The organism is Bradyrhizobium sp. USDA 3262, assembly GCF_054060035.1.
The window spans coordinates 7,974,736-7,996,610 of record NZ_JBSSCT010000001.1; the positions used below are offsets into that span (position 1 = coordinate 7,974,736).

The 21,875-nt window shown below is 64.4% G+C and carries 22 protein-coding genes; 9 read left to right on the forward strand and 13 right to left on the reverse strand.

Features of this window, described 5'->3' with window-relative positions:
- Positions 1-55: 55 nt before the first annotated feature.
- Complete coding sequence (locus ACVWYP_RS37680) at positions 56-478, forward strand: hypothetical protein (RefSeq protein WP_304496873.1); 423 nt, start codon at positions 56-58, stop codon at positions 476-478.
- Positions 479-575: 97 nt separating this feature from the next.
- Here the strand turns inward: ACVWYP_RS37680 and bfr are convergent, their stop codons facing one another.
- Both bfr and ACVWYP_RS37690 read right to left on the reverse strand, forming a co-directional pair.
- The gene (gene bfr / locus ACVWYP_RS37685; RefSeq protein WP_026193251.1) at positions 576-1,064 is read right to left on the reverse strand and encodes a bacterioferritin; all 489 of its coding nucleotides are present in this window, start codon (positions 1,062-1,064) and stop codon (positions 576-578) included.
- A 132-nt stretch (positions 1,065-1,196) separates the two neighbouring features.
- Positions 1,197-1,469, reverse strand: coding sequence for a (2Fe-2S)-binding protein (locus tag ACVWYP_RS37690; protein WP_016843730.1), 273 nt, complete (start codon positions 1,467-1,469; stop codon positions 1,197-1,199).
- A gap of 380 nt (positions 1,470-1,849) precedes the next feature.
- Here ACVWYP_RS37690 and ACVWYP_RS37695 point away from each other — a divergent pair, with 380 nt between their 5' ends.
- Positions 1,850-2,155, forward strand: coding sequence for a hypothetical protein (locus ACVWYP_RS37695; protein ID WP_016843729.1), 306 nt, complete (start codon positions 1,850-1,852; stop codon positions 2,153-2,155).
- A gap of 236 nt (positions 2,156-2,391) precedes the next feature.
- A complete protein-coding gene (locus ACVWYP_RS37700) occupies positions 2,392-2,676 on the forward strand; it encodes a hypothetical protein (RefSeq protein WP_016843728.1) in 285 nt (94 codons plus the stop codon).
- 94 nt (positions 2,677-2,770) lie between these two features.
- Here ACVWYP_RS37700 and ACVWYP_RS37705 read toward each other — a convergent pair whose 3' ends face one another.
- A complete protein-coding gene (locus tag ACVWYP_RS37705) occupies positions 2,771-4,003 on the reverse strand; it encodes a lytic murein transglycosylase (protein ID WP_304496874.1) in 1,233 nt (410 codons plus the stop codon).
- An 83-nt stretch (positions 4,004-4,086) separates the two neighbouring features.
- Between ACVWYP_RS37705 and ACVWYP_RS37710 the strand changes: the two genes are divergently transcribed.
- A complete protein-coding gene (locus tag ACVWYP_RS37710; RefSeq protein WP_304496875.1) occupies positions 4,087-5,178 on the forward strand; it encodes a toll/interleukin-1 receptor domain-containing protein in 1,092 nt (363 codons plus the stop codon).
- Between the two features lie 20 nt (positions 5,179-5,198).
- On the opposite strand, the gene ACVWYP_RS37715 is transcribed toward ACVWYP_RS37710, so the two are convergent.
- Both ACVWYP_RS37715 and ettA read right to left on the reverse strand, forming a co-directional pair.
- Positions 5,199-5,783, reverse strand: a complete 585-nt coding sequence (locus tag ACVWYP_RS37715; protein WP_028342988.1) for a TIGR00645 family protein — start codon at positions 5,781-5,783, stop codon at positions 5,199-5,201.
- Positions 5,784-5,948: 165 nt separating this feature from the next.
- Entirely contained in the window at positions 5,949-7,598 is a 1,650-nt protein-coding gene (ettA, locus tag ACVWYP_RS37720) for an energy-dependent translational throttle protein EttA (protein WP_194459149.1), read from the reverse strand.
- Between the two features lie 273 nt (positions 7,599-7,871).
- Here ettA and ACVWYP_RS37725 point away from each other — a divergent pair, with 273 nt between their 5' ends.
- Together ACVWYP_RS37725 and ACVWYP_RS37730 are read left to right on the forward strand one after the other, a co-directional pair.
- The gene (locus tag ACVWYP_RS37725; protein ID WP_028342986.1) at positions 7,872-8,123 is read left to right on the forward strand and encodes a hypothetical protein; all 252 of its coding nucleotides are present in this window, start codon (positions 7,872-7,874) and stop codon (positions 8,121-8,123) included.
- A gap of 118 nt (positions 8,124-8,241) precedes the next feature.
- Positions 8,242-9,204 (forward strand): D-2-hydroxyacid dehydrogenase family protein, encoded by a 963-nt coding sequence (locus tag ACVWYP_RS37730; protein WP_304496876.1) that lies wholly within the window; start codon positions 8,242-8,244, stop codon positions 9,202-9,204.
- A 16-nt stretch (positions 9,205-9,220) separates the two neighbouring features.
- Here the strand turns inward: ACVWYP_RS37730 and ACVWYP_RS37735 are convergent, their stop codons facing one another.
- Positions 9,221-9,964 (reverse strand): DUF4336 domain-containing protein, encoded by a 744-nt coding sequence (locus ACVWYP_RS37735; RefSeq protein WP_304496877.1) that lies wholly within the window; start codon positions 9,962-9,964, stop codon positions 9,221-9,223.
- Between the two features lie 101 nt (positions 9,965-10,065).
- Entirely contained in the window at positions 10,066-11,310 is a 1,245-nt protein-coding gene (locus tag ACVWYP_RS37740) for a L,D-transpeptidase (RefSeq protein ID WP_304496878.1), read from the reverse strand.
- Positions 11,311-11,639: 329 nt separating this feature from the next.
- Here ACVWYP_RS37740 and ACVWYP_RS37745 point away from each other — a divergent pair, with 329 nt between their 5' ends.
- Positions 11,640-12,467, forward strand: coding sequence for a hypothetical protein (locus tag ACVWYP_RS37745; protein WP_304496879.1), 828 nt, complete (start codon positions 11,640-11,642; stop codon positions 12,465-12,467).
- Between the two features lie 18 nt (positions 12,468-12,485).
- Here ACVWYP_RS37745 and sseA read toward each other — a convergent pair whose 3' ends face one another.
- The 3 genes from sseA to ACVWYP_RS37760 all read right to left on the reverse strand — a co-directional run bounded on the left by sseA (position 12,486) and on the right by ACVWYP_RS37760 (position 15,200).
- On the reverse strand, positions 12,486-13,343 hold the full coding sequence (gene sseA / locus ACVWYP_RS37750; protein ID WP_304496880.1) for a 3-mercaptopyruvate sulfurtransferase: 858 nt from the start codon (positions 13,341-13,343) through the stop codon (positions 12,486-12,488).
- A gap of 134 nt (positions 13,344-13,477) precedes the next feature.
- Positions 13,478-13,891, reverse strand: coding sequence for a rhodanese-like domain-containing protein (locus ACVWYP_RS37755; protein ID WP_016847778.1), 414 nt, complete (start codon positions 13,889-13,891; stop codon positions 13,478-13,480).
- Positions 13,892-14,024: 133 nt separating this feature from the next.
- On the reverse strand, positions 14,025-15,200 hold the full coding sequence (locus ACVWYP_RS37760; protein ID WP_016847779.1) for a vWA domain-containing protein: 1,176 nt from the start codon (positions 15,198-15,200) through the stop codon (positions 14,025-14,027).
- A 366-nt stretch (positions 15,201-15,566) separates the two neighbouring features.
- Between ACVWYP_RS37760 and ACVWYP_RS37765 the strand changes: the two genes are divergently transcribed.
- Together ACVWYP_RS37765 and ACVWYP_RS37770 are read left to right on the forward strand one after the other, a co-directional pair.
- A complete protein-coding gene (locus ACVWYP_RS37765; RefSeq protein ID WP_028342982.1) occupies positions 15,567-16,409 on the forward strand; it encodes an AAA family ATPase in 843 nt (280 codons plus the stop codon).
- A gap of 90 nt (positions 16,410-16,499) precedes the next feature.
- Positions 16,500-18,002: a flavin-containing monooxygenase gene (locus tag ACVWYP_RS37770; protein ID WP_304496881.1), complete on the forward strand. Its 1,503-nt coding sequence runs from the start codon at positions 16,500-16,502 to the stop codon at positions 18,000-18,002.
- A gap of 206 nt (positions 18,003-18,208) precedes the next feature.
- Here ACVWYP_RS37770 and ACVWYP_RS37775 read toward each other — a convergent pair whose 3' ends face one another.
- The 3 genes from ACVWYP_RS37775 to ACVWYP_RS37785 form a co-directional block, all read right to left on the reverse strand.
- Complete coding sequence (locus ACVWYP_RS37775; RefSeq protein WP_304496882.1) at positions 18,209-19,852, reverse strand: GMC family oxidoreductase; 1,644 nt, start codon at positions 19,850-19,852, stop codon at positions 18,209-18,211.
- Between the two features lie 28 nt (positions 19,853-19,880).
- A complete protein-coding gene (locus ACVWYP_RS37780) occupies positions 19,881-20,474 on the reverse strand; it encodes a GNAT family N-acetyltransferase (protein WP_304496883.1) in 594 nt (197 codons plus the stop codon).
- Between the two features lie 121 nt (positions 20,475-20,595).
- Positions 20,596-21,522 carry an SMP-30/gluconolactonase/LRE family protein gene (locus ACVWYP_RS37785; protein ID WP_028342978.1) on the reverse strand — a complete coding sequence of 309 codons (927 nt, stop codon included), beginning with the start codon at positions 21,520-21,522 and terminating at the stop codon, positions 20,596-20,598.
- Positions 21,523-21,875 lie beyond the last annotated feature (353 nt).

The following is a 21,875-nucleotide window of genomic DNA, read 5'->3' on the forward strand; positions in this document are numbered from 1 at the left end:
GTCTGCAGAAATGCTCCGTAACCGCGAGTTGGTGCGTGCCATGGCTCTTCGAAGAATGGCGTATCGAACATATGGGGCGCTGATGGCGTCCCTGATGGCTTCCCTTGGCGTTGCAGCGCTGCTGCTTGCTTCTCCGACCGAAACCTATGCGAGATCCGGATCCGCGGCGCGCGGCACGTTCTCCTCGCATCATCCAGCCTTCCGCCATCATGTGCGGGTGCCCGGCATCGTGTTGCCGGACGCGGGCGGATATTATGACGGTGCGGCGAGCACACCCTTCGCTGCCGAGGTCCCGGCGCCGGTCTCCAACGACGTCCGCTACACCTACACCCAGGACGTGCCGTGGGATTGGGCGCATCGCTATCCGCCGGCCGTGGTGCCGTCGGACCGTCCCTATGTGTCGAGCTGTCCCACCGAGAGCGTCACAGTGCCCGGACGCGGCGGCGACCGCACCGTCAACATCACGCGGTGCTACTGACGAATAGCTCTGTCCCGTTCGCAAAAACAAAAGAGGCCGCCCGCAAGGACGGCCTCTCGTATTTTGGCAGACGCTCGGCGCGCCGGCAGACAGCCGGTCAGGAATCCTCGCCCTTCAGATGACCGACGTGCTTCTGGGTGTAGAGCTCAAGGCCGATGCGCTTGATCAGGTCGAGCTGGGTCTCGAGGAAGTCGATGTGGTCTTCCTCATCCTTCATCAGCTGCTCGAACAGGTCACGGCTGACATAGTCCTTGACGCCATGGCAGTAGGTCGCCGCCTCCTGGTAGAGCGTGCGGGCGCCGATCTCGGCGGCGAGGTCACACTCGATGATCTCCTTGACGTCCTGGCCGATCTTCAGGGGATCGAGCACCTGCAGGTTCGGGAAGCCGTCGAGAAAGAGGATGCGATCGACGAACTTGTCGGCGTGCTCCATCTCCTCGATGGACTCCTTGCGCCAGACCTTGGCCATCTCCAGGAGGCCCCAATTGTTGAGCATCCGGTAGTGCAGCCAGTACTGATTGATGGCGGTCAGTTCGCTGCGCAGCCCCTTATTCAGATAATCGATGACCTTCGGGTCGCCTTGCATGATCCACTCCACCTGTCGCGGCCAACCTTGGCCGACGCTGAATTTAGAATGTTTCTAAATCAGATTACCGGCAAGAGCAACCCTTCGTAGAAGCGGCGCCTGGATAACCGGATTCGGAGGGATTTGGTGAAATCAGCAGGCCGCGAGCGCGAATTCGGCCGGCTCGGCGTCCTCGTTGGCGGCGTGCGGATGGCCGCTGTGGGGGCAACCGGAGCAGCAGGCCTTGGCGCAGGGACCGAGCGCCTCGTCGATGATCGCCTTGATGGTGCGCGCGCAGCGGCCGCATTCGGCACTGCAGCCGAGGCAGCCGTACACCTGCTTGGCGTTTCGTGTCACGGACCCACCGCCATTGACGGCATTGCGGACATCGTGGTCGCTGAGGACGTTACAGGAACAGACAATCATCGGAGCAAGGCGGGGTCCAACGGTGATGCTTCCCAGTATGGATATTGTCGGCTCCTGCGCGATGCAAAAGGAAAAAGCGGTTTTTGTAGCAATTCCAAACTGATGCGGGATTCATATTGGAATGAGTCTAAATCGGTCGGAGTTCGAACCCGCGGGGTGGCTACGGGCCAATAAGCGATTCCTTCGCCGCCGACCGCCATGAGCACGCGCCTCGCTGGGCGCTATCGGGCTTGTGCGTTGCAAGATATTCCAAAAGCTGCAAGCATTTGGTCGCGAATACGGCAGCGTCGTTCATTGAACATTCAAGCTGAGTATGGAACCCTCCGGCGAGACGGATCGCCAATGCACGCTGTCCCTGCTGCCGTGAGAAAGGTCAGGCCATGAAGAAGACATTGCTGGCGCTTTGCGCCGTTGCCGCTGTGGCGGCTTCGACTGTGGCGGTGCCCGCCCCCGCCCAGGCACAACGCGGTGTCGCCGCCGGCGTCGCTGCGGGATTGATCGGTGGCGCCATCGTCGGTGGCGCGATCGCATCGCAGAACCGCTATTACGGTCCGGGATACGGCTACTATGCGCCCGGCCCGGCCTATGTCGCCGAACCCGGCTACGGCCCCGATTGCTTCTGGCAGCGCCAGCGGTTCTGGGACGGCTACACCTGGCGCGTTCGCAGCGTCCGCGTTTGCGATTGATCGCCGTTCATCTCGATTAAATCGAACCAGATGTCCCGGAAAACCGACTGTTTCTCCGGGACAACTGCTGTAGATGGCCAGAAAAAACCGCTTTTCTGCGCGATCAGCCTGCGGACGTTTACTTTCGGTTGACTGTTCTGCGCTGTTTAGCAAGACAGCAGTTCGAGATCAGCGTGCGAGTCACCTCAACCCGGCGCCGGACCACGACGCCACCACCTTCCAGGAGAGCCAAAGACATGAAGAAGACTTTAGCTGCCCTTGTCGCCGTTACCACGATTGCCGGTTCGCTGGCCGTTGCTCCGGCTGCCAAGGCTGGTGACGGCGGCGCCGTCGCGGCCGGCGTTGCCGGCGGCCTGATCGGCGGCGCCCTGCTGGGCGGCGCGATCGCAGGCGCTCGCCCCGCCCCGGTCTATGTCGCACCGGCGCCGGTTTACGTCGAAGAGGCCCCGTGCCGCATGGTTCGCGAGCGCTTCTGGGACGGCTACGGCTGGCGCTTCCGTCGCATCCAGGTTTGCGACTGATCGACCGACACGTTTTCAGCATCACACTCGAAAACCCGGCCTCGCGGCCGGGTTTTTGCTTTGCGCCACCAGGCGGTCTTGCGAGCCAGCCCGGTCAGCGCTGCCCGTTCATCGCGCGCAGCACCGCCTCGCTCGGCCAGCAATCGACCTTCAGCCCGGCCTGCTTCTGATAGGCGCCGAGCGCCGCGCGGGTCTGCATCCCGGCCTTGCCATCGAGCTTGTCCTTGTAGAGACCGATCTTCGTCAGCTGCTGCTGCATCGCCTCGACATCGGCGGAGCGCAGCTGCTTCGATGCCGACCATGGCGTCGCGAAAGGCTGCGGGCTCGTCATGCGGTCGGCGAGATGGCCGACGAACAGCACGTAGAGATCGGAGAAATTGTATTCCTTGATCACGAAGTAGTTCGGCGTGGTCAGGAAGGCGGGACCGTAGCTGCCTTCCGGCTGCAGCAGCGAGGCCGATTGCGCCTGCTCGGCCGCGCTGAGCTTCTGCCCGCGCACCGGCACGAAGCCTGCGCGCAGCCACTGGCTGATCGGCTTCGTCACTTCAGGCACGCCCATCGTGCAGTCGGCATTGGCCGGCGCCTGCACCTCATAGGCCCAGCGCACGCCGGGCTGCCAGCCCTTGTTGACCAGCTGCTGCGCGGCGGAGGCGAGCGCGTCCGGCACCGAATGCCAGATATCGACGCGGCCGTCGCCGTCGAGATCGACGCCGTGCTTGTAATATTCAGACGGCAGGAACTGGGTGTAGCCGGTCGCACCGGCCCAGGAGGAGCGCATCTCCTTGCGCGTCACCGCGCCCTCGCCGAGGATCTTCAGCGCGAGGATGAACTCGGTGCGGTACTGATCCTTGCGGCGGCCGACATAAGCCTGCGTCGCCACCACGCGCAGTGTGTCGTAGGGCAGCGAATAGCGCCCGTAATCGGTCTCGCGGCCCCAGATAGCCAGCACGACGGTGGCCGGGACGCCGAACCGCTTCTCGATCGCATCGAGCGACGGCCGATACTTCTGCATCAGCCGCTGCCCCTCCGCGGCGAGCCGCGCGATCGAGGCTTCCTTGATGTAATCGGCCGGCACCTGCACGAACTCGGCCTGCGCCGGCGCGCCGGTCTTGGGACGTCCGGGCAGTATCAGGTCGGGCAGCTTGTAGTCGGGCTCGAGCGAGCGCGTCTCGCGATCGAAGGTCTCGCGCGACACGCCGGCGGCCTTGGCCTCCGGCCACAGCGAGGCGATGAACTGGGTGAACGCAGCATCGGCGGCGAATGCCGGCCGCTGCAGCGGCGCACAAAGCAGCAGCGCGAATGCGACAATGGTGGCTCGCCATTTCATGATCGATCTCACCCTGCGGAAACGGTCATTGCGACGCGGATTCGGCAATTGTCAGAATTCAATTCTGGGTGGTAAGTTTTGCCATGCGCATATTTCTGTCATTTCCCTCCGAACTGGAATCGCAGGCTGACAGCATCGCCCAGTCCCTGCGCAATTGCGACCATGACGTTTTCTTTTCGCACGACGATCTTCCGCCGGGCGACAGCTTCGATGCGCGCGTCGAAAAAGCCATCGAAAGCAGCGATTTTATGGTGTTCCTGATCAGTCCGGAATCGGTGACCAGGGGACGCTACACGCTGAGCGAACTCGCCTTTGCCCGGAACAAATGGCCGAACCCCAGCAATCGCGTGCTGCCGGTGATGATGGCGCCGACCCCGCTCGACCAGGTTCCGACCTATCTCAAGGCGGTCACGATCCTCGAACCTCAGGGCAGCGCGGCCGCCGAGACACGGGCCGCCGTCGATCGCATGCTGGAAGCCAAAAGCGAGCAGTCGCGCGACCGATCGATTTTGCCCTTCGCCGTGCTGTCGCTTGCGTCGGCCGTCGTGTGTACCCTGGCCACCACTTATGCGCTCAACGTCCTGCAATATTCTTTCGTCGTCTCCGACGCCGGCGGGATCACGATCCTGCCCGGCGTGATATTCGGCGCGGCGATCGCGACCTGCAACGTCATGTTTGGCGCCAGGGACCGGTTTCAGCTGGCGCTGGTGGTTGCGATCACGACGGCAGCGTGGATCGCGGCCTACGATGCCAGCGCCGTGACGCTTCAGGCGCTCGGCCAGTATGCGAGAACCGTGCCGATCGAGGGCAATGCCGCGAACCCGGCCCAGATCACCGAGACGCTCGGCAACAATCCCTACATGGGATTTTTGATCGGCGGCATCGGCGGCGCTGTCGGCGGAGCCATCACCATTCTCGGCGTGCTCCTGACCAACCCCGCGTACAGGCGGATCGACAGCGTCGTCGTGACCTGGATCGCGGCCATCGCAGCCGGAACGGTTTACGGCGCGATCGTCAGGCTGCCGACCTTGCTGGGCTGGCTGGTGCTGTTCGGTGTCTGGCAGACCGCGTTCATCCTCGCGATGGCCCGCGGATTTCCGCGCGGCGCGGCGCAGATCCCCGAATGGCTCGGCAGATCCGCGCCGGCACTGTTCGGCTCACGCGCGGCGCGGTGACGCCGCGCCGCCGTTCATCCCTAATGCCCAACCTGCTGCTTGGCGCCTTCGATCGAGTCGTTCGACAGCTTGTCGACGATCGCGATGCCGATCGCCGACAGGATGAAGACGCAGTGGATGATGGTCTGCCACATCACGCCGGTCTCGGTGTAATTGCCCTTGCCTGACGACAGCGCGCCGGCCTCGATGAAGGTGCGCAGCAAATGGATCGAGGAAATGCCGATGATTGCCATCGCCAGCTTGATCTTCAGCACGCTGGCATTGACGTGGCTGAGCCATTCCGGCTCGTCCGGGTGGCCCTTCAGATTGAGGCGCGAGACGAAGGTCTCGTAGCCGCCGACGATCACCATTACGAGCAGGTTCGAGATCATGACGACGTCGATCAGACCGAGGACGGCCAGCATGATCTGCTGCTCGCTGAAATCGAAGGCATGGGCGAACAGGTGCCATAGTTCCTTGAGGAACAGCACGACATAGACGCCCTGGGCGATGATCAGGCCGACATAGAGCGGCAATTGCAGCCAGCGCGATCCAAAGATCAGCATGGGGACGGGACGCAGCGACCGGCCCTTTGCGGGGGCGCGCGCCTCGGAAAGTGCGGACATGGTGGAGTGCTCGCAGAATTTGATTTGCGGGAGCGCTCTATCTACGCAATCCCGCGCGCTTGAAAAGCGACAACTGGCCGCAGATTGCGCCGCGATGCCGTCACGATCCTGCCAACGAGCAACGATCGAACGCAGCGCGATGGCCGCGTTCGATCGTCAAATCGATCAGCGCGTCAGCTTCTTGTACTTCACGCGATGCGGAATGATGCTGTCCTGGCCGAGCCGGCGCATCTTGTCCTTTTCGTAATCCTGGAAGTTGCCCTCGAACCATTCGACATGGCTGTCGCCCTCGAAGGCCAGGATGTGGGTCGCGATGCGGTCGAGGAACCAGCGGTCATGGCTGATGATGACGGCGCAACCGGCGAAGTCCTCCAACGCCTCTTCCAGCGCGCGCAGCGTGTCGACGTCGAGGTCGTTGGTCGGTTCGTCGAGCAGCAGCACGTTGGCGCCCGACTTCAGCATCTTGGCGAGATGCACGCGGTTGCGCTCACCGCCCGACAGCGCGCCGACCTTCTTCTGCTGGTCGGCGCCCTTGAAGTTGAACGCCGAGCAGTAGCCGCGCGAATTGACTTCCTTCTTGCCGAGCAGGATCAGCTCGTTGCCGCCGGAGATCTCCTCCCACACGGTCTTGTTGCCCTCAAGCGCGTCGCGCGACTGGTCGACATAGCCGAGATGCACGGTCTCGCCGACCGTGATGGTGCCCTTGTCCGGCGTCTCCTGCTCGGTGATCATCTTGAACAGCGTGGTCTTGCCGGCGCCGTTGGCACCGATCACGCCGACGATGCCGCCGGGCGGCAGCTTGAAGGTGAGATCGTCGATCAGCAGGCGATCGCCAAACCCCTTGCTGAGGCCTTCGAAGTCGACGACGTTGGCGCCGAGCCGCTCGGCGACCGGAATGATGATCTGCGCGGTCTGGGTCTGCTTCTCGCTCGCCTTCTTGAGCAGCTCCTCATAGCGCTGGTAGCGGGCCTTCGACTTGGCCTGGCGCGCCTTCGGCGAGGACGCCACCCATTCCTGCTCGCGGGCCAGCGTCTTCTGATGCGCGGCGTCCTCGCGGCCTTCCTGCTCGAGCCGCTTCTGCTTCTGCACCAGCCAGGACGAGTAATTGCCCTCGTAGGGGATGCCGCGACCGCGGTCGAGCTCGAGGATCCAGCCCGTGACGTTGTCGAGGAAGTAGCGGTCGTGGGTGACGATCAGGATCGCGCCGGGATAGTTGCGCAGATGGCCTTCCAGCCACGACACCGACTCGGCGTCGAGATGGTTGGTCGGCTCGTCCAGCAGCAGCAATTCCGGCTGGTCGAGCAGCAGGCGGCACAGCGCGACGCGGCGGCGTTCACCGCCGGACAGCTTGGTGACATCGGCATCGTCGGGCGGGCAGCGCAGCGCGTCCATCGCCTGGTCGACCTTGCTGTCGAGATCCCACAGGCCCTGGGCCTCGATCTCGTCCTGCAGCTTGGTCATCTCGTCGGCGGTCTCGTCCGAATAGTTGACCGCAAGCTCGTTGTAGCGGTCGAGGATCGCCTTCTGCTTGGCGACGCCGAGCATGACGTTCTCACGAACGTTAAGTGCCGGATCGAGGTGCGGCTCCTGCTCGAGATAGCCGACGCGGGCGCCCTCGGCGACCCAGGCCTCGCCGTTATACTCCTTGTCGAGGCCGGCCATGATCTTGAGCAGGGTCGACTTGCCCGAGCCGTTGACGCCGAGCACGCCGATCTTGGCGTCCGGGTAGAAGCTCAGATGGATGTTATCGAGCACCTTGCGGGTCGGGTACGCCTTGGTCAGACCCTGCATGAAATAGATGAACTGGCGAGCCATCCGCTGTCCCTGGAATTGATCCGATTTGTGGAAATCTTGCTGCCGCCGATGTAACGGCCGGCCCCCGAAAGCGCAACCGCGGGGCCTCTGTTTTCCGTCCGTTCACCACGTTTCGCGGCTTCACCACGGATGATTACGGGGTCGACGCCATGTGTGCGCCGAATCACGACAATTGAAACCATCTTTTAATAAATCAGGCCAAAACTCGTTCTCAACGTCGAAAAACGGCGATTTTCGCGGCAGAACCGCGGCCAAAACAGTTGAGGCCACGTCATGGCTACCATCATTTCAGCACCCCTTCCGCGCCCGACGACCAAAGGCGAGGCGACGCTGTTCGCCGAATTCCGCGCCTTTTGGCGCGCCTTCGTCGCCAAGGCTTTCAATCCCTACCGACCGGAACTGCACTATATGCGCGGCCCGGGTCCGGCTTGCCGCGCCAAGCAGATGGCGCTGTCGCCGGCGGTCCGCGCGATGCTCGCCGATATTCGCTCCACGAAGACGCAGAAGCCGTCTCCGCGCGTGTGACAATCGCCGCTTTTTGAAACCGCGGCCGCTTGCGCGCCTGCCGATTGCGCGCGACCATAACGGGTATCCCGACGGTTGATCTCCCGCCGTCGCCCTCACCCTGAATGGACCTTCCCCGATGACGCGGCTCCGCTGTGCAATCCTCGACGACTATTTTGACATCGCGCTTTCGGTGGCCGACTGGCCAAAGGTCAAGGACCGGGTCGACGTCACCGTGTTCGACAAGCCGTTCGCGAGCGAGGCGGAAGCGGCGACGAAGCTGAAGGATTTCGAGATCATCTGCGCGATGCGCGAGCGCACCCCGTTCCCGAAGAGCCTGCTCGACGCGCTGCCCAGGCTGCAGCTCCTGATCACGTCAGGCATGCGCAACGCGGCGATCGACATGGAGGCCGCCAAGGACCGCAAGGTGGTGTTGTGCGGCACCCAATATAGCCGCGATCCCACCGCGCCCCTGACCATGGGCCTGATCCTGGAACTGACCCGCGGCATCGGCCGCGAGAACGCGCGCATGCACGCCGGCGAGGCGTGGCAGACCTTTGCCGGTACCGAGATCGAGGGCAAGACGCTCGGCATCATCGGTCTCGGCAAGCTCGGCAACAAGGTCGCCGGCATGGCCAAGGTGTTCGGCATGAACGTCATCGCCTGGAGCCCTAATCTGACGCCGGAAAAGTGCAATGAGGCCGGCGTCGGCTATGCCAGCAAGGACGAGCTGTTCGCGACATCAGACATCATCACCATCCATGTCGTGCTGAGCCCGCGCTCGCGCGGACTGGTCGGCGCCGCCGATCTCGCCCGCATGAAGCCGTCGGCCTATCTCGTCAACACCGCACGCGGGCCGATCGTCGATGAGGACGCCCTGTTCGCGGCGCTGCGCGACAAGACGATCGCCGGCGCCGGCATCGACGTGTTCTCGGTCGAGCCGCTGCCGTCGGATCACCCGCTGCGCAAGCTCGACAACGTCGTGATCACGCCGCATCTCGGCTATGCCACGCGCGAGAGCCTGCAGGCGCACTATCAGCAGATGGTCGAATGCATCGACGCCTTCACCCAGGGCAACGAGCCGCCGCGGCGCCTGGCCTGAAAAGCATTCACTGCGGCTAGCCGAGCCAGCGGAACGCGCGTTCGAGCTCGGCGCGGCCGTTCCGGTCGTACCAGCGCCCGTGGGCGAGAATGATCCGCTCCGGATTCCATTCGATCATGCGGGCGACGATGGCCTTCAGCGCCGCGCGGTCCCGCGAGAAGGTCAATCGCATGTCGCGCGGCGTGCTGCCGTCGGGATCGCGCACGCCGCCGAGCCAGGTCAGGAACCGCATCAACGGCGAGCGGACTCGCGTGGCCTCAAAATTCTCGATCAGGTCGGTCAGCAGCAATGTCCGCGACGGCAGATGGAAGAACACGACCTCCGTCATGTAGCTGCCTGCCACCGGCAGCGTCGCGATCCACTCATCCCAGGGATAGCCGGATGATCGTTCCAGTGGCTCGCCTTCGAAGGTCAGCCGATTGTCCGCCTGTTGCTTGATCCCGGGCGCAAGGAAGATGCGCGCATCCGGATAGGCAGCATGCCATTCCGGAATCCACCAGTAATGCAGACGATTCGGACCGATGATCCAGCGCGGTACGCCCAGCTCAACGATTGCGGCCTCGAGTTCGGCCAGCAATGGTGTCGGCGAGTGAATGAACAGCCGCCCACCCGGCAGACGAACGATCGTCGCGCGCGTTGGAAACGGCATCTTGAACCAGCGCGGGCCGAACCGGATGATCGGACCATCGATCATCCATACGTCATCGGCGACAGGCTTCAGCTTATTCAGCGGCGGATAGGTTTCGCAGACGTCCTTCATCGCATTGCCTCCCGGGCGGCAACGTCGAGATGCGCGGCTTGTTGCAACAAAAAAGGCGCGCTGTTCGCGCGCCTTTTTCAATGATGAACTTGCCGGTTGGCCTAGCGCACCGTCACCGGTGCGGGCAGCGGCTGCACCGTGGTCGGCTGCGTGCCGGGCAGCGGCGCGGCCGCCTGAGCCTGGGCCGCAGAGGGAGCCATCGGGTTCGCGGGCGCGGCAGAAGCCGTCGCCGTTCCCGGCGGCGGACCACCGGGCAGCACAACCACGCGGGTGCCGACCTTGGCGCGTTCGAACAAGTCGGAGACGTCTTCGTTGAGCATGCCGATGCAGCCCGACGAGACGAACTTGCCGATGGTCGACGGCTGGTTGGTGCCGTGAATACGGTACACGGTCGAGCCGAGATACATCGCGCGGGCGCCGAGCGGGTTGCCGGGTCCGCCGGCCATGAAGCGCGGCAGATAGGGCTGACGCTCGATCATCTCGGTCGGCGGATGCCAATCCGGCCACTCTGCCTTGCGGGTGATCTTCTGCACGCCGGTCCAGGTGAAGCCGTCGCGGCCGACACGGACGCCGTAACGGACCGCCCGGCCATTGCCCAGGATGTAATAGAGGTAGGTGTTCGACGTATCGACAACGATCGTGCCTGCCGGCTCCTTGGTCGCGAACGACACTTCCTGGCGACGCAGATTCGGCGGCAGTTGCGCCGGGGCGTCTTCGGGCTGCTCGTCCGGCGGCAGCGCCGCGATCTGTACCGGCTTGCCATTGGCATCGACCGGCGCCTGCTGCTGCGGCACGGCTCCGGTAACGCCCTCGGGCGGACGCATGCCGCCGCGGTCGTCGCCATAGGAAACGCCGGCGGCCGGAACGCCATTGTCGCGATTGGCTTGTTGCGCACCCGGACGATCGCCGTAGATCACCGGCGGCGGCCCCATCGGACGGCCATAGCGGGGATCATCGGGCGACATTACCGGCCCAGTCGGCGCGCCACGGTCGGAATAGACCGGAGGAGCATTCATCGGGCGGCCATAGCGCGGATCGTCCGGCGACATCACCGGACCGGGCGGCACACCGCGATCGGAATAGGTGGGCGCATTCGCCGGACGGCCATAGCGCGGGTCGTTCGGCGACAGCACCGGGCCGGGCGGCGGCAGCGCAGCCGAATCCTGCCCGTCATCGTCATTGAGAGCGTCGAAATCCGGCATGCTGCCCTGGGGGTAGGGCTGGGGCGCCGTCGAATAGGCGGTGCCCTGGGGCGCCGGATAACCCTGCTGCGCATGCGCAAGCGAGGTTCCTGCCACGCCGAGAGCCGCGGCAGCGCAAATCGTCAGAATGCGGTTGATCATCATTGCTCTGTTATAGTCCCCAAGCCACACCGGACTGTTAACGGCCCAATGCAGGAAGATAGCGGCGCATTCAAGACAAATCCGCGAAACCCGGGCTATTCCGGGCCTTTTGTGATTTCGCGTCAACGCTGCGACAAAGATGTCTCACGGGCCCGGAATGTTTGTCCACGTGGCCAAAGTCATCAATCACCTGCATTTTGTAACAAACAGTCCCGGGACGTTGCGATATCTTCGAATCGGCTTGATTCGCGCTCGCGACGCCGGCTTTCTTGTGTGGTCACCGCGTTCCCTCGACATCGAAGACCCTCCCGCAGAAGGGGGAACCCGCGCCCATGCTCCCCGGCCTTCGTTTTCTGTTCGCCGCGATCGTGCTGGCGACCTCGCTTCTGGTGTTCGGGTTAGGGGCCGCCGCGCTGTTTCGCGCGGCGCATGAAGAGTTCGCCAGCATTCCGGCCCGCCGGGCGCCGCTCGAGCCGCAATTCGCGCAGCAGCCCGAGACCCCGCCGGTGCTTGCCATGGTGCGGGTCGACCCGCCCGCCGCCGACAAGGTGACGACCGATACTCTGGCAGCCCCGCCCGAGCCGGCCGCGTCCGAACCGGCTGCTCCCGCTGAGATCACCCCCGCAGCCGAGCCGGAGAAGGTCGCCGCCGTGACGGCGGATGATCCGGTCCCGCCCGCTCCGCCGAAGCCGGAAGCCCAGGCCGCGACGACCCCGGCGCCGGCCCAATCCGCCGACACTGCGGCTCCGACCGCAGCTCCCTCGCCGGCATCGGAGCCCACGCCCGCTGCCGCCGAAGCTGCACCGGCAGCCACCGAGGCCAAGGTCGCCGCCATCGCCGATCCGCCCGCCCCCAGCGAGCCCGCGCCTCCTCCGCCGGCACCGGCGATGGCAGCGCCCGAGCCGGCACCGCTTCCGTCACCCGAGGCGATCGCGGCCGCGACCAAGATCGCGACGCTGGGCGGACCTGAAGTTGTTGTCGAAGCGCCGGTGGCGCCGAAGGCCATCGAGGCGAAGAAGCCGGAGCGCAACGCGGTCAGCAAGCCGGCACATCGCAAGGAGCGGCGGCGGATTGTCCGCGCGCAACCGGTTCGGCAGGTCGTTCAGCAGCAGCTCGATCCGTTCGGCCAGCCGACCCTGGTGCCGCTCACCCGACGCTAGCAAGCAAGGATTACTCTGTCAGGCCGGCCCCGTCGCGATCGGCGGGCCGCTCGCCTGCCCCCATTCCGACCACGAGCCGTCATAGAGCGCGGTCTCGGTGACGCCGAGCCGGTAGAGCGCAAGCGTCAGCACGCCGGCCGAGACGCCCGAGCCGCAGCTCGTCACGATCGGCGCATCGAGCTTCACGCCGGCGCCCGTGAACGACTTGCGCAGGTCATCGAGCGGCTTCATCTCGCCGGTCGCCGCATCGAACAGCTGGTTGTAGGGCACGTTGCGGGCGCCTGGGATGTGGCCGGCGCGGATGCCCGGCCGCGGCTCCGGGGCGCGGCCCTCGAAGCGATCGGCGGCGCGCGCATCGATCACCTGCTCGGCACGGCTTTCGACATTGGCGATCATCTGCTCGATGCTGCGCACGCGCTGCGGATCGTAGCTCGCCTTGAAGGTCGCAGGCTTCGGCTTCACCTCGCCGCTCTCGACCGCCCTGCCCTCGGCGCGCCACTTCTTCAGGCCGCCGTTGAGGATGCGCACGTTGCGATGGCCATAGGACAGGAACATCCACCAGGCGCGCGGCGCCGCAACCCAGCCGCCGGAATCGTAGATCACGACGGTGTCGGCACTGCTGATGCCGAGCCCGCCGACGTCGCGGCCGAACTGCTCGGCGCTCGGAAACATGTGCGGCAGCGGATTGGAATGGTCGGACACCGCATCGACGTCGAAGAACACAGCGCCCGGCAGATGCGCGGCGAGATAATCGTCCTTCGGCAGCGGCAGCACGCCGGGCAGCTTGAAGGTCGCGTCGAGCACCTTGACGTTGGCATCGCCGAGATGCGCAGCCAGCCATTCGGTCGAAACGAGCGGATCGTCGGTGGCGGTCATGATCATTCCTTCTTGTCATTCCCCAGTGCGCAATTGCGCACCTGAGGGCACGCGAAGCGTGAACCCGGAATCCAGAGGTTGTCGCGCGAGATTCCGGGTTCGCGCTACGCGCGCCCCGGAATGACGGAGAACCTTCAGCCCTTCTTCTTCGGCTCCCACGCCTCGATCGGCCCGCCGGCCTCGCGCCAGGCGGCAAAGCCGCCGCCCATATGCGCGACCGGCTTCAGGCCCATGTCCTTCGCGGTCTTGGCGGCGAGTGCCGAGCGTAGGCCGCCGGCGCAGTGGAAGATGAACTTCTTGTCTTCCTGGAAGATCGGCTTGGCATAGGGGCTGTTCGGATCGATCCAGAACTCGAGCATGCCGCGGGTGCAGGAGAACGCGCCCGGGATCTTGCCGTCGCGCTCAATCTCGCGGGGATCGCGGATGTCGACGATGACGACGTCGTTCTTGCCGATCAGCGTGATCGCATCGGCCGCGCTGATGGTCTCGATCTCGGCATTGGCCTCGTCGATCATCACCTTGATGCCGCGGTGGATGTTCTGGGGCATGGGGCTCCTCCCTGGCTTTTCTTGATCGTCATTCCGGGGCGATGCGGCAGCATCGAACCCGGAACCTCGATCGAATTTCATCAGCTCGAGATTCCGGATCGGTCCTGCGGACCGTCCGGAATGACGGGATCGGCTACCGCACCAGCTCCCGCATCGCGTTCTCCAGACCTTCGATCGTGATCGGATACATGCGCTCTGAGAACAGGCGGCGGATGATGGTGGTCGATTCCGAATAGTCCCAGTGCTTCTGCGCCACCGGATTGAGCCACACCGCGTGCGGATAGGTGCGGATGATGCGGTCGAGCCAGACCGAGCCGGCCTCTTCGTTGACATGCTCGACCGAGCCGCCGGGAACCATGATCTCGTAAGGCGACATCGAGGCGTCGCCCACGAACACCACCTTGTAGTCGTGCGGGTACTTGTGCAGCACGTCCCAGGTCGGCGTGCGATCGGTAAAGCGCCGCTTGTTCTGCTTCCAGACGCCTTCATAAAGGCAGTTGTGGAAGTAGAAATATTCCATGTGCTTGAATTCGCTCTTGGCGGCCGAGAACAGTTCCTCGACCTGCTCGATATGCGAATCCATCGAGCCGCCGATATCGAAGAACACCAGCACCTTGACCGCGTTGCGCCGCTCGGGACGCATGTGCACGTCGAGATAGCCGTGGTTGGCGGTCTCCTTGATCGTGGTGTCGAGGTCGAGCTCATCCGGCGCGCCGGTGCGCGCGAACTTGCGCAGCCGCCGCAGCGCGACCTTGATGTTGCGGATGCCGAGCTCGACATTGCCGTCGAGATCCTTGAACTCGCGCTTGTCCCACACCTTCACGGCGCGGTTGTTGCGGTTCTTCTCCTGCCCGATCCGCACACCCTCGGGATTATAGCCATGGGCGCCGAACGGCGAGGTGCCGGCGGTGCCGATCCACTTGCTGCCGCCCTGGTGGCGGCCCTTCTGTTCCTCGAGCCGCTTCTTCAACGTCTCCATGAGCTTGTCCCAGCCCATGGCCTCGATCTGCTTCTTCTCTTCCTCGGTGAGATATTTCTCGGCGAGCTTCTTCAGCCACTCCTCGGGGATCTCGGCCTTGCCCATGGCGTCGAGCAGGCTCTCGAGCCCCTTGAACACGGTGCCGAACACGCGGTCGAACTTGTCGAGATTGCGCTCGTCCTTCACCAGCGCGGCGCGCGACAGATAGTAGAAGTTCTCGACCGTCTGCTCGGCGAGATCGGCGTCAAGCGCTTCCATCAAGGTCAGATATTCCCGTAGCGTCACGGGGACCTGGGCGTCGCGCAGCGATGTGAAAAACTGCAGGAACATACCCACCTAGATCGCCCGCTGGGCCGGTGGCGTCAAGGGCCCCCGGCCGTGCTTCATCCCGAGATCAGCCATCCACTTTCACCGGGTTACCTCCGCCGCCGTCGATCCGTGGCGGCGCCCGCGCCATCGCGGCAAGGTCGCGCCATGCCGGTGATCATTCCGCAGAACGGAAAGATGATGCATGACATTCCATGGCGGAAGCCCACATCGGTACCGCTGCGCTGCGGAATCCGCGCTAGACCGCCCGGCTTTTTCAATTAGAATTGTACCGGACAAGATATCGGAGAGGACATGCGACCGCTGCGAGAGCGGTCGTTTCGTGTGGGGGCCCGGGCCGCCGACGAACGAAGCAAGGCAAACAGATAGATGAAATTCACGGGTACCAAGGACTACGTCGCCACCGATGACCTCAAGGTCGCCGTCAATGCCGCCATCGTGCTCGAGCGCCCGCTGCTGGTGAAGGGCGAGCCCGGCACCGGCAAGACCGTGCTGGCCGAGGAAGTCGCCAAGGCGATCGACGCGCCGCTTTTGACCTGGCACATCAAGTCGACCACCAAGGCGCAGCAGGGCCTCTACGAATACGATGCGGTGTCCCGGCTGCGCGACAGCCAGCTCGGCGACGCCCGCGTGTCCGACATCAAGAACTACATCAAGCGCGGCAAGCTGTGGGAGGCCTTCACCAACGAGAAGCGCCCGGTGCTGCTGATCGACGAGATCGACAAGGCTGACATCGAATTCCCCAACGATCTGCTGCTCGAACTCGACCGCATGGAATTCCACGTCTACGAGACCGGCGAGACCATCAAGGCGAAGCTGCGCCCGATCGTGATGATCACGTCGAACAACGAGAAGGAACTGCCGGACGCCTTCCTGCGCCGCTGCTTCTTCCACTACATCAAGTTCCCCGACAGCGAGACGATGGGCAAGATCGTCGACGTGCACTTCCCCGGCATCAAGAAGCGCCTGGTGGAAGAGGCGCTGCGGATCTTCTTCGAGGTCCGTGAGGTGCCGGGCCTGAAGAAGAAGCCCTCGACCTCGGAGCTGCTCGACTGGCTCAAGCTGCTGCTCAACGAGGACATCACGCCGGAGATGCTCAGGGAGCGCGATCCGCGCAAGCTGATCCCGCCGCTGCATGGCGCGCTGCTCAAGAACGAGCAGGACGTGCATCTGTTCGAGCGGCTGGCTTTCCTCAGCCGCCGCGAAGTCTAGTTCCGATATCGGCAAACGCCGGGGCGATGGCTCCGGCGTTTTGCTTCTGCAGCTCAACAAACAAGCCAACAAGCAAGAAGACCAGGGAAGATGAACGTCCAGACCCAGATCCGCGCCGCCGAGCCCGTCACCACAGAGCATTTCGACGTCCTGATCGCAGGCGCCGGCATCTCCGGCGTCGGCGCCGCCTACCACCTCGCCACGCAATGCCCCGGCACCAGCTTCGTGGTGCTGGAGACGCAGAAGACTTTTGGCGGCACCTGGTCCACCCACCGCTATCCCGGTATCCGCTCCGACAGCGACCTGCACACCTTCGGCTATCGCTTCAAGCCGTGGACCAGCGCGCCGATCGCGACCGCGGCCGAGATCCTGAAGTACATGGGCGAGGTGATCGAGGAGAACGACCTCGCCCGTCACATCCGCTATCGCCACACCATCACCGCGGCGAAGTGGTCGAACGAGACCAATCTCTGGACCATCGATGCTGTCCGCATCGACACCGGCGAGCGGCTGCGCTTCACAACCAACTTCTTCTGGATGTGCCAGGGCTATTATCGCCACGACGCGGGCTATACGCCCGAATGGACCGACATGGCGAAGTTCAAGGGTACGGTCGTGCATCCGCAGACCTGGCCCGACGACCTCGACTACAAGGGCAAGCGCGTGGTCGTAATCGGCTCCGGCGCCACCGCGGCGACGCTGATCCCGGCGATGGCCAAGGACGCCAGCCATGTCACCATGCTGCAGCGCTCGCCGACCTATTTCCGCACCGGCCGCAACGCGATCGAGATCGCCGAGGAGCTGCGCAGGCTGCAGGTCGACGAGCACTGGATCCACGAGATCACCCGCCGCAAGATCCTGTTCGAGCAGGACGCCTTCACCAGGCGGACCTTCGCCGAGCCCGAGGGCGCCAAGAAGGACCTGCTGGCAGCGGTCGAAGCCGTCCTCGGCAAGGACTACGACATCGCCACCCATTTCACGCCGAGCTACCGGCCGTGGCGGCAGCGCATCGCCTTCGTGCCGGATGCCGACCTGTTCCACGCGATCAAGGGCGGCAAGGCGTCGGTCGTCACCGACGAGATCGACCGCTTCACCGAGACGGGCATCCTGCTCAAGTCCGGCAAAGAGCTCGAGGCCGACATCATCATCACCGCGACCGGCTTCCACCTCTCCGCCAATGGCGGCATCGACTTCGAGATCGACGGCAAGCCGCTCGACTTCGCCGATACCGTGACCTATCGCGGCATGATGTTCACCGGCGTGCCGAACCTCGTCTGGGTGTTCGGCTATTTCCGCGCCAGCTGGACCTTGCGCGTCGATCTGGTCGGCGACTTCGTCTGCCGCCTGCTGCAGCACATGAAGGCGACCGGCGCGAACAAGGTGACGCCGGAGCTGCGCCCCGAAGACCACAACATGCCGCTGCTGCCGTGGATCGATCCGGAGAACTTCAACCCCGGCTACATGATGCGCGGCATGCACCTCTTGCCGAAGCGCGGCGACAAGCCTGAGTGGCAGCACAACCAGGACTACTGGGCCGAGAAGGACGAATTCCCGGCGATCGACCTCGAGGACAAGGCGTTCGTCTACGGCTGAGCTCCTTTTTTATTCCGTCACCCTGAGGCGCTAACGGCCACACACTCTGCTGTCGTCCCGGCGAAAGCCGGGACCCATACTCCGTGGCGGATGTTGTGGACGGGACTCGTCATTCCGCCAGCACGCAACAATGACCATCGGTGGTTATGGGTCCCGGCCTTCGCCGGGACGACGCTGAACGATTATCGTCGTACGCCTCTATCCCCTCACGCATATTCCGGCAGCTTCGCGGCGGCCTCCGGCGCCTTGCCGCGGATCATGTCGGAGGCCTTATCGGCGATCATCAAGGTCGAGGCGTTGAGATTGGCGGAGATCATCCGCGGCATGATCGAGGCGTCGATCACGCGCAGGCCCTCCATGCCATGGACCCGAAGCTGGTCGTCGACCACCGCCCACGGCGCGTCCGCCGGTCCCATCCGGCAGGTGCAGCCGGGATGGAAGGTCGTGGTGCCGCGCTGGGTCGCGGCCGCGAGCAGCTCGTCGTCGCTCGTGACCTTCGGGCCCGGAAAGTCCTCATAGGCGAAATACGGACTGAGCGGCTCGGAGGCGAGCAGCCGGCGCGCCAGCTTCATGCCGGCGACGACGACGCGGCGGTCGATCTCCTCGGCAAGATAGTTGGTCTGGATGATCGGCGGCGCGAACGGATCGGCGGAGCGGATGCGGACATAGCCGCGGCTCTCCGGCCGTTGCTGCCATGAGGCCACCGTCATGCCGGGTTCGTCCTCGAGCTGGCCCTGCACGCCTTCCTTGTAGCTTGCCGGCGTGAAGGTGAGCTGCAGGTCTGAGCTCTCGGTGGTCTCGCCGGAATGCCAGAAGCAATAGACCATGGTCGGCGACAGCGACAGCAAGCCGCGCCGCGTCGTCGCCCATTTGATCGCCTCGCCCCACAGGCTGAAGCCGCGGCGAAGCTCGTTGATGGTCCTGATATTCTTGACCCGCGCCACCGAGCGCGGCGCGTAGTGATCCTGCAGGCCTTCGCCGACACCCGGCAGCGCATGTCGCACCTGGATGCCGTGCGCCTGCAACAGCTCGGGCGCGCCGACGCCGGAGAGCTGCAACAGCTGCGGCGAGTTGTAGGCGCCGCCGGAGAGGATGACTTCCTTGGTGGCGCGGATCTCCAGGGGATCGCCGTGCTTGCCGCCGCGGTTATAGCGCACGCCGACCGCGCGCTTGCCCTCGAAGATGATCCCCGTGACGTGGGCATGCGTACGCACGTCGACATTCGGCCGCCGCCGCGCCGGATGCAGGAACGCGGTCGCGGCGCTGACCCGGCGGCCGTTCAGGATGGTGCGCTGGCAGTACGACACGCCCTCCTGGATCTGGCCGTTGTAATCAGGATTGCGCGGAATGCCGAGGCTGACCGCGCCCGCCATGAAGGCCTCGCAGAGTGGGTCCTGCCAGTCCATGGTGGTGACGGTGAGGTTGCCGTCGCGGCCGCGATAGGTATCGTCGCCCTCGCCGATCCTTCTCTCCATGCGCCGGAAATAGGGCAGCACGTCGGGATAGCCCCAGCCGCGATTGCCGAGCTGCGCCCAGGTGTCGAAATCCTGGCGCTGGCCGCGATTATAGATGTGGCCGTTGATCGAGGACGAGCCGCCGAGCGTCTTGCCGCGCGGTGCATAGATGCTGCGCCCGCCGGTGTAGGGACCCACCTCCTGCTGGTAGGCCCAGTTCACGCTCTTCATGTGGAAGGTCTTGATGAAGCCGGCCGGCAGATGGATGTAGGGATGCCAGTCGCTCGGCCCCGCCTCCAGCACGCACACGCTGGTGCCCGCGTCTTCACTCAACCGGTTGGTCAGCACGCTCCCGGCGGAGCCTGCGCCGATGATCACATAATCGAACGTTTCCATCGTCTCGCTTCTGGCGCCGACCAAAGTGTCAGCGCGGCTTTTCGTTGAGTTGATAGGTCAGATGCGCCTTCACCGTCGGCCATTCGCTGGCGATGATGCTGTAAACCACGGTGTCGCGCAACGTGCCGTTGGGCGCGATCTGATGGCTGCGCAGGATGCCGTCCTGCTTCGCACCCAGACGCTCGATGCCGCGCCGGCTCTGGTGATTGAAGAAATGCGTGCGGAACTCGACCGCGATGCAATCGAGCTTCTCGAAGGCATGGGTGAGCAGCAGCAATTTGCACTGCGTGTTGACCGCGCTGCGCTGCACTCGCTTGGCGTACCAGGTCGAGCCGATCTCGACGCGACGGTTCGGCGTGTCGACGTTCATGTAGGTCGTCATGCCCGAGATCCGCCCCTCGGCGTCGAACACCGTGAACGGCAGCATCGATCCGGCCTTTTGCAGGCCGAGCCGGCGGTCGATCTCCTTGGCCATGTTCTCCGGCTGCGGGATCGCGGTGTACCAGAGCTTTGACAGCTCGCCGTCCTTCACCGCATCGACCAGCCCGTCGCGATGATCGTGCGACAACGGCTCCAGCCGCGCATGCGCGCCGCGAAGGGTGACCGGTTCAAGCCAGGGCATTCGAGATCTCTCCATCTTTGTCATTCCGAGATGGTGCATCAGCACCAGACCCGGAATCTCGAGATCCCGGGTTCATCGCTTCGCGATGCCCCGGGATGACGATTGCGCTTCTGCGCAATCGTCACTTGTTCAGAAAATTCAGCGGCAATCCCGGCCGCGGCCAGTCCATCGCGATCAGCTCGCCCTTGCCCGACAGCGTGATGTAGGCGGTCTTCAACTCGGGGCCGCCGAAGGCGATGTTGGTGGTGACGCGGTCGCCGGTCGGCACCTGCTCGACCACGGTGCCGTCGGGCGCGATCACCGAGATGCAGCCCGAGACCAGCGTCGCGACGCAGACATTGCCGTTCGCTTCCACGGCGAGCGAGTCGAACATCTGGTAGCCGCCGAGGCCGGCGATCGGCTTGCCGCGCTCGCCGCGATAGATCACGTCGCGCGGCTTGACGGTGCCGGGCTCTGAAACTTCATACGCCCACAGCCGCGCGGTCGGCGTCTCCGCGATGTAGACGGTCTTCTCATCCGGCGACAGGCCGATGCCATTGGCTGGCAGGATGCCGTGCACGGCCTCGACGATCTCGTTCATGCCGGGCTTCAGATAATAGAACGCGCCGACATCCATGTCGCGGGCGCGGCGCTTGCCGAGATCGGAGAACCACAGGCCGCCCTGCCTGTCGAACACCAGATCATTCGGCCCGCGCAGCTCATGCTCGCCGCATTTCGTGACGACGGTCTCGACCTTGCCGGATTGCAGATCGACGCGCTGGATCGAGCCGCCGAGATAATCCTCGGGCTGCGGCCCCGGCATGATCATGTTGCGGGTCGGAATCCAGGAGAAGCCGCCATTGTTGCAGATGTACATCTTGCCGTCGGGACCGAGCGCCGCGCCGTTCGGGCCGCCCGGCACCTTGGCGACGATCTCCTTGCGCCCGTCGGGATAAACCCGCGTCAGCCGCTGGCCGCGGATTTCGACCAGCACGACCGAACCGTCGGGCATGACGACCGGACCTTCGGGAAACTCCAGATCGGTGGCGAGAACTCGGATATTGGCCATGGCATCCTCCCGGCTCTTTGGCTGCAGGCGGACTCCGAACGGCCCCGCACGCGCAACGTTGTTGTTTCATCCTGTTATGGCAAACGGGGTTTGGCTTGCCAAGCAATGGCCCCGCAAGGCTGCCCGGCGTTGAGGTGGGATGGGCGCGCCGCAAATGCCCCTGTCGTCCCTGCGAAAGCAGGGACCCATACTCCGCGGCCCGTGTTGTGAACGGGACTCGTCGTTCCAACGTCGCGTAACAATCAGCGTCGGTGGTTATGGGTCCCTGCTTTCGCAGGGACGACACCGAGTGTTTGGCGTCTCTTGTGAGTCAAACATCCGCATTCTCGCGACATGTTTTGCCCGAGCTTTGC

Coding starts and splice junctions, on each gene's coding strand:
- ACVWYP_RS37680 (WP_304496873.1), top strand. CDS start 56: ATGGCGTATCGAACATATGGGGCGCTGATGGCGTCCCTGATGGCTTCC.
- bfr (WP_026193251.1), bottom strand. CDS start 1,064: ATGCAAGGCGACCCGAAGGTCATCGATTATCTGAATAAGGGGCTGCGC.
- ACVWYP_RS37690 (WP_016843730.1), bottom strand. CDS start 1,469: ATGATTGTCTGTTCCTGTAACGTCCTCAGCGACCACGATGTCCGCAAT.
- ACVWYP_RS37695 (WP_016843729.1), top strand. CDS start 1,850: ATGAAGAAGACATTGCTGGCGCTTTGCGCCGTTGCCGCTGTGGCGGCT.
- ACVWYP_RS37700 (WP_016843728.1), top strand. CDS start 2,392: ATGAAGAAGACTTTAGCTGCCCTTGTCGCCGTTACCACGATTGCCGGT.
- ACVWYP_RS37705 (WP_304496874.1), bottom strand. CDS start 4,003: ATGAAATGGCGAGCCACCATTGTCGCATTCGCGCTGCTGCTTTGTGCG.
- ACVWYP_RS37710 (WP_304496875.1), top strand. CDS start 4,087: ATGCGCATATTTCTGTCATTTCCCTCCGAACTGGAATCGCAGGCTGAC.
- ACVWYP_RS37715 (WP_028342988.1), bottom strand. CDS start 5,783: ATGTCCGCACTTTCCGAGGCGCGCGCCCCCGCAAAGGGCCGGTCGCTG.
- ettA (WP_194459149.1), bottom strand. CDS start 7,598: ATGGCTCGCCAGTTCATCTATTTCATGCAGGGTCTGACCAAGGCGTAC.
- ACVWYP_RS37725 (WP_028342986.1), top strand. CDS start 7,872: ATGGCTACCATCATTTCAGCACCCCTTCCGCGCCCGACGACCAAAGGC.
- ACVWYP_RS37730 (WP_304496876.1), top strand. CDS start 8,242: ATGACGCGGCTCCGCTGTGCAATCCTCGACGACTATTTTGACATCGCG.
- ACVWYP_RS37735 (WP_304496877.1), bottom strand. CDS start 9,964: ATGAAGGACGTCTGCGAAACCTATCCGCCGCTGAATAAGCTGAAGCCT.
- ACVWYP_RS37740 (WP_304496878.1), bottom strand. CDS start 11,310: ATGATGATCAACCGCATTCTGACGATTTGCGCTGCCGCGGCTCTCGGC.
- ACVWYP_RS37745 (WP_304496879.1), top strand. CDS start 11,640: ATGCTCCCCGGCCTTCGTTTTCTGTTCGCCGCGATCGTGCTGGCGACC.
- sseA (WP_304496880.1), bottom strand. CDS start 13,343: ATGACCGCCACCGACGATCCGCTCGTTTCGACCGAATGGCTGGCTGCG.
- ACVWYP_RS37755 (WP_016847778.1), bottom strand. CDS start 13,891: ATGCCCCAGAACATCCACCGCGGCATCAAGGTGATGATCGACGAGGCC.
- ACVWYP_RS37760 (WP_016847779.1), bottom strand. CDS start 15,200: ATGTTCCTGCAGTTTTTCACATCGCTGCGCGACGCCCAGGTCCCCGTG.
- ACVWYP_RS37765 (WP_028342982.1), top strand. CDS start 15,567: ATGAAATTCACGGGTACCAAGGACTACGTCGCCACCGATGACCTCAAG.
- ACVWYP_RS37770 (WP_304496881.1), top strand. CDS start 16,500: ATGAACGTCCAGACCCAGATCCGCGCCGCCGAGCCCGTCACCACAGAG.
- ACVWYP_RS37775 (WP_304496882.1), bottom strand. CDS start 19,852: ATGGAAACGTTCGATTATGTGATCATCGGCGCAGGCTCCGCCGGGAGC.
- ACVWYP_RS37780 (WP_304496883.1), bottom strand. CDS start 20,474: ATGCCCTGGCTTGAACCGGTCACCCTTCGCGGCGCGCATGCGCGGCTG.
- ACVWYP_RS37785 (WP_028342978.1), bottom strand. CDS start 21,522: ATGGCCAATATCCGAGTTCTCGCCACCGATCTGGAGTTTCCCGAAGGT.